The 15,809-nt window shown below is 47.7% G+C and carries 12 protein-coding genes; 5 read left to right on the top strand and 7 right to left on the bottom strand.

Going from position 1 to position 15,809, the window contains the following annotated elements:
- Positions 1-26 precede the first annotated feature (26 nt).
- The 4 genes from DBK98_RS20070 to DBK98_RS20055 are packed head-to-tail and all read right to left on the bottom strand — an operon-like array spanning position 27 to position 2,930.
- Positions 27-599 (bottom strand): DUF4870 domain-containing protein, encoded by a 573-nt coding sequence (locus tag DBK98_RS20070; RefSeq protein WP_005807719.1) that lies wholly within the window; start codon positions 597-599, stop codon positions 27-29.
- A gap of 13 nt (positions 600-612) precedes the next feature.
- Positions 613-1,140 carry a DUF4870 domain-containing protein gene (locus DBK98_RS20065; RefSeq protein ID WP_005807718.1) on the bottom strand — a complete coding sequence of 176 codons (528 nt, stop codon included), beginning with the start codon at positions 1,138-1,140 and terminating at the stop codon, positions 613-615.
- Positions 1,141-1,154: 14 nt separating this feature from the next.
- Positions 1,155-1,733, bottom strand: coding sequence for a DUF4870 domain-containing protein (locus DBK98_RS20060; RefSeq protein WP_032535695.1), 579 nt, complete (start codon positions 1,731-1,733; stop codon positions 1,155-1,157).
- Positions 1,734-1,751: 18 nt separating this feature from the next.
- On the bottom strand, positions 1,752-2,930 hold the full coding sequence (locus tag DBK98_RS20055) for an ATP-binding protein (protein WP_005780701.1): 1,179 nt from the start codon (positions 2,928-2,930) through the stop codon (positions 1,752-1,754).
- A 769-nt stretch (positions 2,931-3,699) separates the two neighbouring features.
- Here DBK98_RS20055 and DBK98_RS20050 point away from each other — a divergent pair.
- The gene (locus DBK98_RS20050) at positions 3,700-4,881 is read left to right on the top strand and encodes a hypothetical protein (RefSeq protein WP_032535696.1); all 1,182 of its coding nucleotides are present in this window, start codon (positions 3,700-3,702) and stop codon (positions 4,879-4,881) included.
- 8 nt (positions 4,882-4,889) lie between these two features.
- Here the strand turns inward: DBK98_RS20050 and DBK98_RS20045 are convergent, their stop codons facing one another.
- Complete coding sequence (locus DBK98_RS20045; RefSeq protein ID WP_032535697.1) at positions 4,890-7,160, bottom strand: ATP-binding protein; 2,271 nt, start codon at positions 7,158-7,160, stop codon at positions 4,890-4,892.
- A gap of 82 nt (positions 7,161-7,242) precedes the next feature.
- The gene (locus DBK98_RS20040; protein WP_032535698.1) at positions 7,243-8,760 is read right to left on the bottom strand and encodes a glycoside hydrolase family 10 protein; all 1,518 of its coding nucleotides are present in this window, start codon (positions 8,758-8,760) and stop codon (positions 7,243-7,245) included.
- 250 nt (positions 8,761-9,010) lie between these two features.
- Here DBK98_RS20040 and DBK98_RS20035 point away from each other — a divergent pair, with 250 nt between their 5' ends.
- Genes DBK98_RS20035 through DBK98_RS20025 form a run of 3 tightly spaced genes read left to right on the top strand, consistent with a single transcriptional unit; the run spans position 9,011 to position 11,184 of the window.
- Positions 9,011-10,456: a carbon starvation protein A gene (locus DBK98_RS20035; RefSeq protein ID WP_032535699.1), complete on the top strand. Its 1,446-nt coding sequence runs from the start codon at positions 9,011-9,013 to the stop codon at positions 10,454-10,456.
- 7 nt (positions 10,457-10,463) lie between these two features.
- On the top strand, positions 10,464-10,694 hold the full coding sequence (locus tag DBK98_RS20030) for a hypothetical protein (protein ID WP_005807712.1): 231 nt from the start codon (positions 10,464-10,466) through the stop codon (positions 10,692-10,694).
- A gap of 7 nt (positions 10,695-10,701) precedes the next feature.
- Positions 10,702-11,184: an outer membrane beta-barrel protein gene (locus DBK98_RS20025; RefSeq protein ID WP_005807711.1), complete on the top strand. Its 483-nt coding sequence runs from the start codon at positions 10,702-10,704 to the stop codon at positions 11,182-11,184.
- A gap of 167 nt (positions 11,185-11,351) precedes the next feature.
- Here the strand turns inward: DBK98_RS20025 and uvrA are convergent, their stop codons facing one another.
- Positions 11,352-14,129, bottom strand: coding sequence for an excinuclease ABC subunit UvrA (gene uvrA, locus DBK98_RS20020; RefSeq protein WP_032535701.1), 2,778 nt, complete (start codon positions 14,127-14,129; stop codon positions 11,352-11,354).
- 169 nt (positions 14,130-14,298) lie between these two features.
- Here uvrA and DBK98_RS20015 point away from each other — a divergent pair, with 169 nt between their 5' ends.
- The gene (locus DBK98_RS20015) at positions 14,299-15,807 is read left to right on the top strand and encodes a glycoside hydrolase family 10 protein (protein ID WP_005807709.1); all 1,509 of its coding nucleotides are present in this window, start codon (positions 14,299-14,301) and stop codon (positions 15,805-15,807) included.
- Positions 15,808-15,809 lie beyond the last annotated feature (2 nt).

Raw genomic sequence — 15,809 nt, 5'->3', positions numbered from 1 at the left:
AATATTTAAGTAAGTAATTTATTTGTTTATTTCAAAAACGGTATGGAAAGCGGATACTTCCATGTATGTTTATTCCATCCTTTGATTCCCCCGATGATGGGGAACAAAATGGACAGTGCGAACATTATACAACCAATTATAATCAAAATTCCCCCGATAGCAATTGAGGGACTTTCAAAGAACTTCTCAAAATACATAGGATAGAGATTGACATCATATCCTTCCGCTGTCATGGTATATTCTCTGATGAAGTTCATATTAGCATTCATGTTGAATCGCATACAGATATTGAACACTATGAAATACAGAATGCCACTGATGTACCAGTTCAGTATGTATTTTCCCTGTCTGTTAATTTTGGCTGATATGCTTTTGGCATTCATCCAAAAAAGAACTGGAGCGAGCCATCCAATCAAAGGAACCAGTATCAGGAAATTCATCAGTACCAGACACCAATGCTCTTCTACCCCAAGAGGAAGGGATAGCCTGGACGGGGCTTTTTCTCCGTCAGAAAACTTCAGCTTTTCGCGGTCGATCCCTACGGTCAGTGTATCCGATTGGCGTATCTGGTTTAATTCTTCTAATTTCTTGTTGTCCATATCCGGTATGGTTTTAGTTGTCAGAAACTGAGCTTTTCAAAAACGGTATGGAAAGCGGATACTTCCATGTTTTTCCGTTCAGTCCTTTGATGCCTCCGATGATGGGGAACACAAAAAAAACAGCTGATAAAAGGATAATAGGTAATGCCCTTAGCGTAAAGAAAGAACCGCTTAACAGTCCTAAAGGGGAACTCAACGAGCCGATAAGGGCTCCAAAAAGGTTTCCCGCAAGGGTAATTCCTACTATTATCATGTAAATGGCCCAACTGATCAGCCAGTTGATGATGTATCTTCCTTGTATGGCGATGGCTTCCGATTTATCTCTGCCGATGATCCATGCGACGATAGAAACAATCCATCCCCATGTCGGTATCAGGAGCAGAAGGTTTATCAACCCCAGATAGCTGCTGTCCGAAATGCCAAATGTATCTTTACGGGATTCACCATTCAGTATCTTTTGTTTTTCCTGTTCAAACTCCTCGTCGGTCAATGCGCCTGATTGGCGCAACCGGTTTAATTCTTCCAATTTCTTGTAATCCATAATCTGTCCTTGTTTTAGTTGCCAGAAGCTGAGACTTTCAAAAACGGTATGGAAAGCGGATACTTCCATGTTTTTCCGTTCAGCCCTTTGATGCCTCCGATGATAGGGAACAGCAGACACAGGAAACAGCCTACTCCGAGTATCAGGAGAAGCAGAATTCCGACTCCTCCGCCGAATATGCCCAAGAGGACCGCCAATGGAGAACTCTGGTCGTTTTCATAATTCATATCGCTTATGGATACTATGCCGCTGAACATGAATATGATGAAGAGTACCGTCAGCACGATGCCGTACAGAAACCAACTGATGTACCAGTTCAGGATGTATTTACCTTGGCGGTTGACGGGTGCGGAACTTTCTTTGCCCATGATCCAAAGCACAATGGGGGCAATCCAGCCTACATACGGTATGAACATGGCGAAGTTCATCAGTGCCAGATAAGTATTTTCTGTCAGTCCCATGGGGAGTACGGTTGTGGGTTTACCCGCATCTTCTTCATCCAATATCTTTTTCTTTTCTTTTTCAAATTCTTCATCGTTCAACGCTCCGCTGTCGTGGAGGCGTTTCAGTTGTTCAAGCTTTTCGTAATCCATAATGATTGAGATTAGATGTTAATATAAAAAACCGAACATCCAGAGAGGTATCTGGTTGCCACGGCCAATTTCAGCCTTATGCAAAGCATACGTCACTCCGGGGTTGTTCTTGATCTTCGCCCCTTCGCAGCATATCTTGAAAGGCATCACTTCGTCTACCATGAACGAGGTGTTTTTGTCACCTTTGTGCACTTTATGGTCTTTCCACATCGTGTTTACAAAGAAAGTGTCCAGCACATCTTGTTCTTCCACCTTTACAGGGTAGATGGAATACATCAGATTGGGGTTGTGCAGCATAATCTTCGATGGTTTCTTGGGGAATTCTTCCCCTTTGGGATAGACCAGGTTGATCAGTCGTGCGTCGGCCAGATATTTGATGTAATTCATCACCGTGGCGCGTGATGTTTGTATGTCGCTTGCCAATTGGCTTACGTTTGGGGCCTTCGGCCCGTCTACAGCCAACAAATATAATAATTTTTTTATCTTTGAGAGATATTTTAGCTCGATTTGTTTAATAAGCAGGATATCTACTTCTACCATCATGTTCATGGTTTTGAGCAGATTCTCCGAGAAATTGCGTTTCTCAAGGAAGAAGGGGTAGAAACCGTGGTGGAGGTAGTCTTGAAAATAATCCAAGGGGCGGACCTTTGAAAGTACTCCCTTGGCTATCTGTTCGTGGCTGCTTAATATCTCTTCGAGTGTATAATGGCGGAATTTCATGCCTGTTTGCAGGTTCAGAAATTCGCGGAACGAAAAGCCCCGGAGGTTGTAGCTCTTCACAATGTCGCGCAACTCCAGATTCTCTTCTTTGAGGCGCATGACGGATGAACCGGTAAATACAATTTTCAGATTGGGGAAACGGTCGTAGCACATACGCAATTCGCGGCTCCAGTCGGGATGCTTGAATACTTGGTCGATCAGCAATACCTTTCCGCCCCGTTTCTGGAATTCATTGGCGAAGTCGACGATACTGTGTCCGGAGAAATAGAAATTGTTCATGTTGATAAAGAGGCATGAACGGTCGGTTCCGAATTTCTCTTTGGCGTATTGAAGCAGGAAAGTGGTTTTTCCCACGCCACGTGTTCCTTTGATACCAATCAGTCGGTCACTCCAGTTTATTTCGTCCATCAAGTCGCGGCGGACCGGGGCATTGGTGTGCTCAACAAGGTAGGCATGTGTGCGGTAGAATGTTTCCATCTCTTTTCTTGGGTTTTTCGGGGGGCAAATATAAGCCTTTTTTTAGAAATTGCAAAGTAGAGATAGCAAAATTGTAGTTTCGTTTAGCAAGTTTATCTTTTGCTTCATTTTGTCAAAACGGTATTCCTGATAGGTGGTAGAGGCGTTATTTCGGGTCAACGGCAAGCTGCTTCTGAAAAAACGCAGCCAGTTCAATCGGGCAATTATGCTTTTGCTTGTCTACTTCAGTGTTTGCTTGCAAATATAAATATAGTTTTTCATTTTCGGTAGTTTATGCCGGTATTTCTTTGAAAAAGGGTTTCTTTTGTTAGTTTGAAATGTTTCGTCGGGAGAGAGGAAATAGAGTTGGGGAAGGGGAGAAGAGCCTTTGTTGATGGGCTGTCAATCGTCACTCCGGGAGATGTGAAGGCTTTGCTTCGGAGAAGTGAAGTCTTTTCCCGGGGGAAGTGAAGTCTTTGCCCGGCGGAAAGTGACGGTTTGCCCCGCAGAAAATGACTTGTTTCTCGGTTTTATATGCGTTTTTGTGCATATATTTGCAGGAAATTTCCCGGTTTTAATGTTAGTTGCTTCTTGGAGAACAAAGGGTTTGTAAGTGAAAAACCGGAAATGGCAACAAAAGGACAGGGGACGATACGTTTAAGGAATTAAATGATAGTTTCTATCCCCGGGTATGGATGTATCTTAGGGTGAAAAAACACGTAACTGTTTGTTGCTGTCACTCTTACAAGTCTCTGCATCCGGATGAATTCTGTTTAATTAATTGATGCTAATGTCGAATCTGCTTTACTTGTTTAATCCCGATCAGGATCTGGCTCTTGCCAGTGGCGAAGTCAATTATATGCCGCCTGCCTCCGCCCGCCGGATGGCGGAAGAGTTGGCGTTGCTCCCCGTATGGTTTACGGACGGGCCGTGCGGTGTGCTTGCTCCGTCTGCCTATAATCAGTCTTTTCTGGAAGAGATGCTCGACTTATTTCCGCTTCCCGCATCTTTGAGAACCCAGGCCGAAGATTTTTCGGAAGTACGTTCGGTGGTTCCCTGGGGATGGAATCCGGCACTCCGGAAACGTCTGCTTTCATTGGGAGTACCTGATGCTGCGGTACCTTCGGTGGAGGATATAGGGCGGTTGCGCAATCTGTCCCATCGTTTGCAAGCCGTGAAGTTGTTGTCCGGTCTGCAAGTGGATGAAGCGTTTTGTGGAGAGTCTTGTTACCTAACCGCTTTGTCCGATTGCCGAGCATTTGTAGAGAGTCTGGAACGCTGTCTGCTCAAAGCCCCCTTGTCCGGAAGCGGTAAAGGGCTGAACTGGTGCAAGGGAGTGTTCACTCCTCTGATAGAGCGTTGGTGTGCCCGGGTTATAGAGCAGCAGGGAGGAGTTGTCGGTGAACCTGTATATAATAAGGTAGAAGATTTTGCCATGGAGTTTTATTCGGACGGAAAGGGGCGGATTACTTTTGCCGGATACTCTTTGTTCCGTACCAACGCTGGTGGAGCTTACGAAGGAAACCGGTTGCTGTCCGATGTGGAGATTGAACGAAGATTGTCGGCTTATGTGCCTGTGGCGGCTTTACGTCGGCTTCGGGAAGAGCTGCAAAGACGATTGTCCGTCTCTTTAGGAACGGAGTATGCCGGTTATCTGGGAGTAGATATGATGATTTGCCGGTGCGGGGCTCTTCCGGCGTTTCGCATCCATCCTTGTGTGGAAATCAATTTGCGCATGAATATGGGGCTTGTGTCCCGCCTGATATACGACCGTTATGTACAATCCGGGGCTTCGGGGGTGTTTCGTGTCTCTTATTATCCATCCGACGGGCAGGCATTGCAGGAACACAATGCGATGAAGGCCGGGCACCCGCTGCATACGGAAGAAGGCAGGGTGGTGAAGGGGTATCTGCCATTGGTCCCCGTCCTGAAGACGAGCCGTTACCGGGCATATATCCTTGTGGAGGACTGAGACGGAGTTTATAAGGATTGCTTTTTGCAGGAAAAGAAAATGGAGAAGCGGCTTCCCACACCTGCTGTCGACTGTAATGACAGTCTTCCCTGAAGTTTTTCTACTATAACTTTGCAGATGGAGAGTCCCAGTCCTGTTCCTTGCGCGAATTCGTTCTGTTTGTAGAAGCGGTTGAATATCATTTTCTGTTCGGACTGCGGAATGCCTATTCCGCTATCTTCAACATAAATTTCAACTTCTTCATTCTGCGAAAGGTACTTCCAACCCAGTTTTATATAGCCTTCCTGAGTGAATTTTACAGCATTGTTTAAGAGGTTGGTGATAACCTGAATCAATCGATCTTTGTCAAGATGCACGATAATGTCTTCGCCACTTTCTTCCAGTATGAAATTGATATTTTGAGAAATTAGAACCTTATGGGTCTGGTAAGTATCGTTGATAAGAGTAGCCAGCGGATAATCGTCGTATTTGAATGACATGTAGCCGGATTCAATCCGGGATATTTCCAATATATCATTGACAAGTTTCAGCAGCAGTTCGTTGTTGCGGTGGATGGTTTCCACATACAGGTCTTTTTCTTCTTGCGAGATGTCTGTATCATCAGGAGAAGCAAGCAGGGTGGAAAATCCGACGATAGCGTTTAATGGTGTACGTATTTCATGGCTCATGTTGGCCAGGAAAGACTCTTTGAGCTCTGCTTTCTCCGCCATCTTACGTGCTTCTATCAGTTCTTGTTCCCGTTTTTTATAATCTTCTATGTTCAATAAAAGTCCCGTGGTCTTCTGCCCTCCCAAAGCGCTTTCCATGGTACTGCATCGAAGTTCCCACCATTGATACCCCTTCCCGTTGAAATCACATTTCAGCTTTATGAAGTGTTTGCTGCTGATGGCGTTCTTTGCCAAAAGGAATTGTGCTGCGGACAGATATTCGGCATCTACAAAAGAGAGGAACTCCTGAATCGTCAATGGGCGGGGAGTTATGTCTAAGTTTTTCCAGAATGCATTTTCAAATACCATCATGTTGTTTTTTAACCGCCACGCATAAGTGTCGCTTCCTTCCACTGCCAGTGCCAATGATTCTTTTTCATCTTCCAATTCATAGAGGATGGAACGCTTCTTTTGGGTTTCACGCCAATACAAGTAGGTGATGCCTGACAGTAGGCCGAGAATAAAAAAGATACTACCCAATAAACCGGACCACCAAAGGACGGGATGCAAGGCTTTAAAGGGAATATTGATGATGGTATATTCATTGGGGATGTCTGCAATGGTCATACCCTCTTTTTGCATGACATTCCAGTCGATAAAATATCCTTTGGAGCTTTCTTGGATAGACATGTCAGTGATGTTTTTCCCTCTAAGGATCTGCACTGCTGCATGGACAGATTCTTGTGCCTGAATGTGGCTCGGAGTCATGTATCCGCCCAGAAAATTATATCCGCAGTCAAAAAGCTCATTGATGGCTGTAAAGCGCATCTGGGTAGAAAAAGATGCCATCGTGAGCGTCGTATAGTCTAATTTGGTTTGTAGATAAGGCATTTTGCTGTATTTACCGATAGCCCATAAAAAGTCTGCACCGTTTGTTGGGTCTTCAGTTTGTTCCTCGGATATTTTGCGTGCAGATAGGGCGGTAAATACTATGTTACCTTTGTGAGTTTCTTTCCATGATGCCTGTTTGTCCAGATGCCAGTCTAAGTTGGATATGATATCAGTTGACTCTAATTGACAGTTGATGTGGTTTCTGATTTTCCGGTCTAAAAAAGTATAATCCAATATCGTGTAAATATTAGTTATACCGGTTAGCCTTTTTATCATTTTCAGGTTTTTGCTAAAATCTATCTTGTCTTCAAATCCGGTCACATTATCATACTGCTTTATCAGTTCCCAATTGGGATAGTTGACTCCGGAAAACACGATGGGTATTTCTTTTAATATGGGATTGTGGCTTTTCAGTAACGAATAAGTGGCTTGATCATCATTCACAAGAATGATTTCGGGTTTCCATTTGGCAATAGAATCCATGAAAAGGTTGATTCGTTTTATTTCTTGTGGTTCGTTATAGCGTTCACAATTTAGATAAAAGAAAGAGAGTTTCACCGGTATACGGGCTTTTGAGAACTCCTTTTTTATCAGTTTATTGTATTCTGCGTATCCTTGATAATCGTTTTCATAAGAGTGGATTACCAATATCCGTCGTTCTTCTTCGAAAGAGCATGCTGTGAGTAAAAATATGGTGATATAGCAACTTATAAATAATAGGATGAACCGCATACTTTTAATTCAATGTTTTGATGGTTTGTTTGTTTGATTCGTTGTTTGTTTTGCAAAGATAGTGTATTAAATTGTATCATTAAAAAAAATGTCATTTTTCTCCTTGTGTCGCCTCACTTTCATTCCCGCAGCGGTCCACTGCCGTGACGGCAAAATACTTCCGGGCCATCCACGGACGGATGGGAGCATAGGTGTAGTGCGTGTCCCGCAGGTTTTGTACGAGAATGTTTTCCGGGTTCGTAATGTCCACCGGATAGGTGTCCGAGGCGTAAATTATGTACATCGGTGCATTCTGCCTGTCATTATCTGTGGCAGCTTTCCAGCTGAGCCGGGTATATCCGTCGCCGGTGGAAACTACACTTAGCTCCGACGGTGCGGTAGGAGCCGCGTTGTCGATCCACGGCATGGGCGGTTGCAGTGCCGGATATTGATAGAACTGCTCCCGGAGGATGTCGTATACTTCCTGGGTATTGTCCATCAGGTACTTTACCCGATAATGCGCTTCGCCTGCCAAGTGGTTGGCGCGGATGAAATGTATCTGGCGTTCCACTTCTTCGGAGGTCCAGTTACCCTCGTCGGGATGAAGGAAGTAGATTCCCAGTCCGGGCACGATGTGGCGTCCGTTGCTTTGCTCCTGCCAGTCGAGCGCAAAGGGGTAGAAGCCGTTGCCGCGGAAATACATCATCGGGTAGATCTGGTCTTGAATGCCCTCGCCCAGCCATCCCTGAGGATCTTGGTAGACGGTGAAAAAAGCATTCCAGCCTTTGGAGGAGTATCGTGACGTGTCGCGGTATTTCCCTACCGGACAGGTGCTCACCTTCACCCAGGGCTTCATGGCTTTCACTCCGTTATAGATGTAACGCACAATGTCCGTCAGGTTGTCACGGCGCCATTGTGCCAGCGAACGTCCTTTACCGTAGCGGCGGAAGTCGTAACTGTCCGGGAAGCGGGGCGCGTTTTCGGGATAGCGGAGGTAGTCGAAGTGAACTCCGTCCACGTCGTAGCGGCTGACCACTTCACGTACCAACTTCATCAGATACTCTTTGGTGGCGGGATGTCCGGGGTTGAGGAAATATTCGTTTTTATAAGGCACGCAGATGTCCCGCTGGCGTTTGGTTACCGATTGTTTGCCGAGTGAGGCTACGTGTCTCTTGCCTCCAAGTGGGATGGTCACCATCCAGGCATGACACTCCATACCCCGTTTGTGGCACTCTTCGATGGCGAAGGCCAAAGGGTCGTATCCGGGACCGCCGCCGACCTTGCCGGTCAGTATGGAGTTAAAAGGTTCAATGTCCGAACGGTAGAGTACATCTCCACGGGTACGTGTCTGGAAAAGGACTGTATTGAAGTTGGCTTCTTTCAGGCGGTCGAGGATGTCGATCAGCTCCTCCTTCTGCCGCCGGATGCCTGCGGGAGTGGTTGCTTTGGTGCGTGGCCAGTCCAGTCCGTAGACGGCAGTGATCCAGGCAGCCCGTACCTCGTGTTTCGGGGAGGCCTGCGCATGGAGCGGAAGTAAGGAGAGGAGAAAAAGAAAGAGGAGGGATGTTCCTCTTCCGGCTCTCTTTTTCACTGAGAAAGAGTCGTTATGGCTTTTATAGATGGTGTTCATAAATATAATGGTTTTGATGTTCACCACAGAATTCTAAACTGGGGCTGTCAAAACTCACCACAGAGGACACAGAGTAACACAGAGACGATTTTAAGTTGTTGATTATTAGTGAAAACTCTGTGATACTCTGTGCTACTCCGTGGTGAAAGAGTTCCGACACAACTTCCGCAAAGTTAGCAAAACCCTTTGTAAAGTTGTGTAGTTTCCACAGATTATGTTACATTTGCGCTGATTAACAATTCAACACGCCATGATTACATTTACAATTTGCCTGCTGGCATTGGTTGCAGGTTACTTCATTTACGGACGATTGGTGGAGCGTGTCTTTGGCCCCGACGACCGAAAGACCCCGGCACTGACACATGCCGACGGAGTGGATTATATCCCTCTCCCCACCTGGAAGATTTTTATGATTCAATTTCTGAATATAGCCGGTCTCGGCCCCATCTTCGGAGCTATTATGGGCGCAAAGTTCGGTACGGCTTCTTACCTGTGGATTGTGCTGGGAAGCATCTTTGCCGGTGCCACGCACGACTACTTTGCCGGTATGCTTTCACTTCGCAACGGGGGTGAGAGCTTACCCGAAATTGTCGGCCGCTACCTGGGGCTGACCACCAAGCAGGTGATGCGCGGTTTCACCGTCATCCTGATGATTCTGGTAGGTGCCGTCTTTGTGGCAGGTCCGGCCGGACTGCTGGCAAAGCTCACTCCCGACAGCCTCGATACCACCTTCTGGATCATTGTCGTATTCATCTATTATATTCTCGCCACATTGCTGCCGGTCGATAAAATCATCGGAAAGATATATCCCCTGTTTGCCGTAGCTTTGCTGTTTATGGCAGTGGGCATCCTTGTGATGCTCTATGTCCATCATCCGGCGCTCCCCGAGTTGTGGGACGGATTGCAGAATACCCATCTGGATGCAGCCGCATTGCCTATCTTTCCAATCATGTTTGTCAGTATCGCCTGTGGGGCCATCTCCGGATTTCATGCCACACAAAGCCCGTTGATGGCCCGTTGCATGACTTCCGAGCGTCATGGCCGTCCCGTATTCTACGGTGCCATGATTACCGAGGGAATCGTCGCCTTGATCTGGGCCGCTGCCGCCACTTATTTTTATCGTGAGCATGGTATGGAGGAAAACAACGCTTCTGTCATTGTGGATGCCATCACGAAAGGGTGGCTCGGCGCAGTGGGTGGCGTACTTGCCATTCTGGGGGTGATTGCTGCTCCTATTACGTCGGGCGACACCGCATTTCGTTCGGCACGTCTGATTGTTGCCGATTTCCTGAAACTGGAACAAAAAAGCATTCGCCGCCGTTTGTATATTTGTGTCCCGATGTTTGTTGCCGCCATCGGGCTGCTGCTTTATAGTTTGCGTGATAAGGACGGATTCGACATGATCTGGCGCTACTTTGCCTGGGCCAACCAGACCTTGTCGGTATTTACCCTCTGGGCCATTACGGTCTATCTGGCGTGTGCCCGTAAGATGTATGGATTGACGCTGGTTCCGGCCCTGTTCATGACAGCTGTCTGCTCCACTTATATTTGCATTGCTCCCGAAGGATTGGGATTGTCACACGCCGTTTCGTATGCGATAGGAGGTATTTGCACGCTGGGGGCGGCCGTTTGGTTTGCTGTTTGGAAAAATAGATTTAACTCGAATCAGGAGTTAAAGAAGTTATTACATAATTAACACTCGTATGAAAAAAGTAAAGAAATCAACCTGGGTTACTGTCGCCCTACTGATCTACGTGTCTGTGACAGCAGCTTATCTGCTGCCTCGCAATAATGAAGTAAGCGATACAGAGAAGTATCTCACCCTGGCTGCTTCGTATGTCATTGTTCTCGTTCTTTGGCTGGTGCTGAGGAAAAAGGAACAGATGCAGCAACGCCGCCGGGAGGAAGAACATATGAACAACCTGAAAAAATAGAAATGTTATGAAGAAATTAATGTGGATGGTATGTCTGCTTGTTGTTTCAGTGACGGCACAGGCACAGTTTGAGAAAGGAAAGTGGATTGTGAATCCTTCGGTGACGGGGCTGGGACTCTCTTACAGCAAGTCGGAGAAAACACAGTTCGGATTGCAGGCGCAAGGCGGAGCCTTTCTGGTGGACAATGTGGCGTTGATGGTTACAGCCGGTGCCAACTGGAGCAAACCTGAGGATAAATACACGCTGGGTGTCGGAGGAAGATATTACTTTGATAAGTGTGGCATTTATTTAGGTGCCGGATTGAAGATGAACCGCTATAACTGGAAGGTGGGAGACACCACCGACTTTGCGCTTGGTGCAGAGGCCGGTTATGCTTTTTTCCTGACACGGACAGTGACCATAGAGCCGGCTGTTTACTATGATTTGAGTTTTAAAGACAGCGATTGGTCGAAGTTCGGACTGAAAGTCGGCTTCGGCTTCTACTTCTGATTTTTCCTTTAAAAGGAACTCACCACAGAGGGCACAGAGTAACACAGGGTGAATTTTAAGTCATTGATTATCCATATTGATAATCTGCGTATTCTGTGGTGGAAAGACTTTTGACAGCCCCTTTGTGGTGAGTTCCCGATAAAATTGATTGAGAACCCTTGCTTGTTTTACAAGTGGTTCAGCTTCTCCTGCAGGAATTGTCCCGTATAACTTGTCGCACAGGCAGCCACCTCTTCCGGTGTCCCGACTGCCACAATATTACCGCCTTTGTCTCCGCCCTCCGGTCCGAGGTCTATCACGTAATCGGCACATTTTATGACATCCATGTTGTGCTCGATGATCACGATGGAGTGTCCGCGACGGATCAGCGCATCAAATGCGTCGAGTAGCTTGCGTATATCGTGGAAGTGCAGTCCGGTGGTCGGTTCGTCGAAGATGAACAAAGTCGGATCCGCTTTCTCCTGACTCAGGTAATAAGCCAGTTTCACGCGTTGGTTCTCTCCTCCCGAGAGGGTGGACGATGATTGTCCCAGCTTGATATATCCCAAACCGACATCCTGCAGGGGGATCAGCTTCTTTACGATCTTCTTTTGCCCGTGTTCCGTGAAGAACTCGATGGCTTGGTTGACCGTCATCTCCAGTACGTCATAAATGTTTTTATCCTGGAACTTCACTTCCAGCGTATCGGCTTTGAAGCGTTTGCCGTGGCACGATTCACACTCCAGCACCAAGTCGGCCATGAACTGCATCTCCACTGTGATGGTTCCGTCGCCTTTGCACTCTTCGCAGCGTCCGCCCTCGTTGTTAAAGCTGAAATAGCCTGCCGTATAGCCCATCTGCTTGGCCAGTGGCTGATCTGCCCAGAGCTTACGGATTTCGTCGTATGCTTTGATGTAGGTTACCGGGTTCGAACGGGAGGACTTACCGATGGGGTTCTGATCGACAAACTCCACGTTGCGCAGGTTGCGCAGGTCGCCTCCGATGGATGCAAACTCACCCGGGCGTTCAGTGCATTCGTCCAGTTCACGCTTCAGCGCCCGGTAGAAGATGTCACGTACCAGTGTGCTCTTTCCCGATCCGCTGACTCCTGTTACGACGGTCATCACATTGAGCGGGAAGCGTACGTCTACTCCTTTCAGGTTGTTTTCGCGGGCACCTTTTATCTTGATATAGTTGTTCCACGGGCGGCGGTGTTCCGGTACGGGAATGTTTTCCTCGCCCAGCAGGTATTTCACAGTGTAACTGTTGCTGCCTTTCTGCAAATCTTTCATATCCCCCTGGTAGACTACCTGTCCGCCCAGCCGGCCGGCATTCGGGCCGATGTCGATGATGTAGTCCGCTGCACGTATGATCTCTTCGTCATGTTCCACCACCACTACCGTATTGCCCAACTGTTGGAGTTGGCGGAGTACGTGGATCAGGCGGTCCGTATCCCGGCTGTGAAGCCCGATACTGGGTTCGTCGAGGATGTAGAGACTGCCCACCAGACTGCTTCCCAGCGAAGTGGCCAGGTTGATGCGCTGGCTTTCGCCGCCCGAGAGCGAATTACTGAGCCGGTTCAGGGTGAGATACCCCAATCCCACATCGATCAGGAAACGGATGCGGCTGTTGATCTCTGTCAGGATGCGGCGTGCCACGGCTTGGTCGTGTTCGTTCAGTTCAAGCGAATCGAAGAACTTCTGCAATTCGGTGATGGGCAGGTCCACCAGTTCCGAGATGTTTTTTCCACCTACGCGCACGTATCCCGCTTCGGGTTTCAGGCGGGTACCGTGGCATTTCGGACAAAGCGTCTTTCCACGATAGCGTGCCAGCATCACACGATATTGAATCTTGTACTGGTTCTCTTCAAGCATCTTGAAAAAGTCGTTGATGCCGTGGAAATATTGGTTTCCTTCCCACAACACCCGGCGCTGTTCATCGGTCAGCTCGTAGTAAGGGGTGAAAATCGGGAAGTTGAATTTTTCTGCATTGTGAATCAGTTCTTCGCGCCATTCACCCATCTTCTCGCCCCGCCAGCAGACGATGGCTCCGTCGTAGACCGACAACGAACGGTTGGGCACTACCAGATGTTCGTCGATGCCGATCACCTTGCCGAATCCTTCGCATACCGGACAGGCACCGATCGGTGAGTTGAACGAAAACATCTGGTCGTTCGGTTCTTCAAATATGATGCCGTCGGCCTCGAACTTGGTGCTGAAGGTGTGAAGCCGGGTCGATCCGTCCGGTTGATAAAAGCGAAGCATACACATGCCATTGCCTTCGTACATGGCTGTTTCGGCCGAGTCGGTCAGGCGGCTGACGGCATCCTTGGTTGTTGCCACCGTCATTCGGTCGACGAGAAGGTACACCACGTCGTCTTTGCCGGCAGCGTATTCGTCGATACGCACCATCTCACCGTTCACTTCAAGACGGTTGAAACCTTGTTTCTGGTCGATCTCCAATTGCTGTTCAAGTGTGCGTCCGTCGTGCAGGAAAATCTGCGTCAACACCGTGTAGCGGGTTCCTTCGGGATATGAGAGCATGCAGTTTACAATGTCCTCGATGGAGTGTTTTTTCACTTCTTCACCGCTGACAGGGCTGTAGGTTTTGCCCACACGGGCATAAAGCAGGCGCAGGTACTCGTAGATTTCGGTCGAAGTACCCACCGTGGAGCGCGGGTTGCGGCTGTTTACCTTCTGTTCGATGGCGATGGCAGGCGGAATCCCTTTGATAAAGTCACATTCCGGTTTGCTCATTCGGCCCAGGAACTGGCGGGCATAACTGCTGAGGCTTTCTACATAGCGGCGCTGTCCCTCGGCATAGAGGGTGTCGAAAGCAAGCGATGATTTTCCGGAACCGGAAAGGCCGGTTATCACCACCAGTTTATTGCGGGGAATGTTTACGTCAATATTCTTCAGATTGTTGACTCTGGCCCCCTTTATGGAGATGTATTTACTGTCAGTCATAAGCGTTTTCGTTACTTGGACTGCAAAGATAACGAGTCGGAAACGTTTAACCTAACAGAGAAAGGAACTTTTATCTTAAAAACACCTTGCGAATAGTGAATTGCTCGCTTAGCCGTTGCAAATGAGGAGCAAAATTGTATCTTTGCACCACATTTTTATGAAACCGATTATGAACCTGAGAAAATTGATTCTTCTTTTAGCTCTCTTCCTTGCAACAGGAGTGGGGGCACAAATCCAACAACAAAGCCCTTATCCGAAGAGAGAATTCCGCGGAGCGTGGATACAGGCAGTGAATGGTCAGTTCCGTGGCATACCTACCGAGAAGCTGAAACAGACACTCATTGATCAGCTCAACTCTTTGCAGGGAGCAGGTATCAATGCAATCATATTTCAGGTGCGCCCCGAAGCGGATGCTTTGTATGCTTCGCAATTGGAGCCGTGGAGCCGTTTCCTGACCGGTGTGCAGGGACAGGCACCTTCGCCTTATTGGGACCCGATGCAGTTTATGATTGACGAATGCCATAAACGGGGAATGGAGTTCCATGCGTGGATCAACCCTTACCGGGTAAAGACATCGCTCAAGAGTGAACTGGCAGCCAATCACCTGTACAATATCCATCCTGAATGGTTTGTCACCTACAATAATCAATTGTATTTTGATCCGGCATTGCCCGAGAGCCGCCGTCACATCTGTATGGTGGTGGCAGACATTGTTTCGCGTTACGATGTGGATGCCATCCATATGGACGACTACTTTTATCCTTATCCGGCAAAGGGTGTCGATTTCCCCGATGATGCGAGCTTTGCCCGTTACGGCGGAGGATTCACCAACCGTGCCGACTGGCGCCGAAGCAACGTGAACATACTGATCCAGAAGATTCATGAAACCATCCGTGGCTTGAAACCCTGGGTGAAGTTCGGTATCAGTCCGTTCGGTATTTACCGTAACGAGAAGAATGATCCGTTGGGTAGTAAAACAAATGGTTTGCAGAATTACGATGACCTGTATGCCGATGTATTGCTCTGGGCGCGTAATGGCTGGGTGGATTATAACATCCCGCAGATATACTGGCAGATAGGTCACCCCGCTGCCGATTATGAAACCCTGGTGAAGTGGTGGGCAAAGAATACGGAGAACCGTCCTTTGTTCATCGGCCAATCCGTAATGAATACGGTTCAGAATGCCGATCCGAAAAATCCGTCCATCAATCAGTTGCCTCGCAAGATGGCTCTGGAAAGAGCTTATCAGACTATCGGCGGAAGTTGCCAATGGCCGGCAAGCGCTGTGGTGGAAAACGCCGGGAAGTATCGGGACGCACTTGTGCAAGAGTATCATAAGTATCCTGCTCTGGTTCCTGTCTTCGATTTTATGGACGATAAGGCTCCGGGCAAGGTGCGTAAAGTGAAAAAAGTGTGGACGGAAGATGGCTATATGCTTTTCTGGACTGCTCCGAAAGCAAAAGACGAGATGGACCGTGCCGTGCAATATGTGGTTTACCGTTTTGATGGAAAAGAGAAAGTGAACATTGATGACGCTTCGCATATCGTTGCCATTACCCGAAACAATTTCTATAAACTTCCCTACGATGACGGAAAGACCAAATACCGTTATGTTGTGACAGCACTCGACCGCTTGCACAATGAATCGAAATCGGTAAGTAAGAAGGTGAAATTATAAAG

This window comes from Bacteroides sp. PHL 2737, assembly GCF_004115325.2.
GTDB classification, from domain to species: Bacteria; Bacteroidota; Bacteroidia; order Bacteroidales; family Bacteroidaceae; genus Bacteroides; species Bacteroides hominis.
Note: the sequence above shows the minus strand (reverse complement) of the source record. Positions and strands in the feature narration are given on the sequence as shown.

Excerpts from the sequence above, each read along its gene's own strand:
- DBK98_RS20015 (WP_005807709.1), top strand. The coding sequence starts at position 14,299 with ATGAACCTGAGAAAATTGATTCTTCTTTTAGCTCTCTTCCTTGCAACA.
- DBK98_RS20050 (WP_032535696.1), top strand. The coding sequence starts at position 3,700 with ATGTCGAATCTGCTTTACTTGTTTAATCCCGATCAGGATCTGGCTCTT.
- uvrA (WP_032535701.1), bottom strand. The coding sequence starts at position 14,129 with ATGACTGACAGTAAATACATCTCCATAAAGGGGGCCAGAGTCAACAAT.
- DBK98_RS20055 (WP_005780701.1), bottom strand. The coding sequence starts at position 2,930 with ATGGAAACATTCTACCGCACACATGCCTACCTTGTTGAGCACACCAAT.
- DBK98_RS20070 (WP_005807719.1), bottom strand. The coding sequence starts at position 599 with ATGGACAACAAGAAATTAGAAGAATTAAACCAGATACGCCAATCGGAT.
- DBK98_RS20030 (WP_005807712.1), top strand. The coding sequence starts at position 10,464 with ATGAAAAAAGTAAAGAAATCAACCTGGGTTACTGTCGCCCTACTGATC.
- DBK98_RS20065 (WP_005807718.1), bottom strand. The coding sequence starts at position 1,140 with ATGGATTACAAGAAATTGGAAGAATTAAACCGGTTGCGCCAATCAGGC.
- DBK98_RS20060 (WP_032535695.1), bottom strand. The coding sequence starts at position 1,733 with ATGGATTACGAAAAGCTTGAACAACTGAAACGCCTCCACGACAGCGGA.
- DBK98_RS20035 (WP_032535699.1), top strand. The coding sequence starts at position 9,011 with ATGATTACATTTACAATTTGCCTGCTGGCATTGGTTGCAGGTTACTTC.
- DBK98_RS20040 (WP_032535698.1), bottom strand. The coding sequence starts at position 8,760 with ATGAACACCATCTATAAAAGCCATAACGACTCTTTCTCAGTGAAAAAG.
- DBK98_RS20025 (WP_005807711.1), top strand. The coding sequence starts at position 10,702 with ATGAAGAAATTAATGTGGATGGTATGTCTGCTTGTTGTTTCAGTGACG.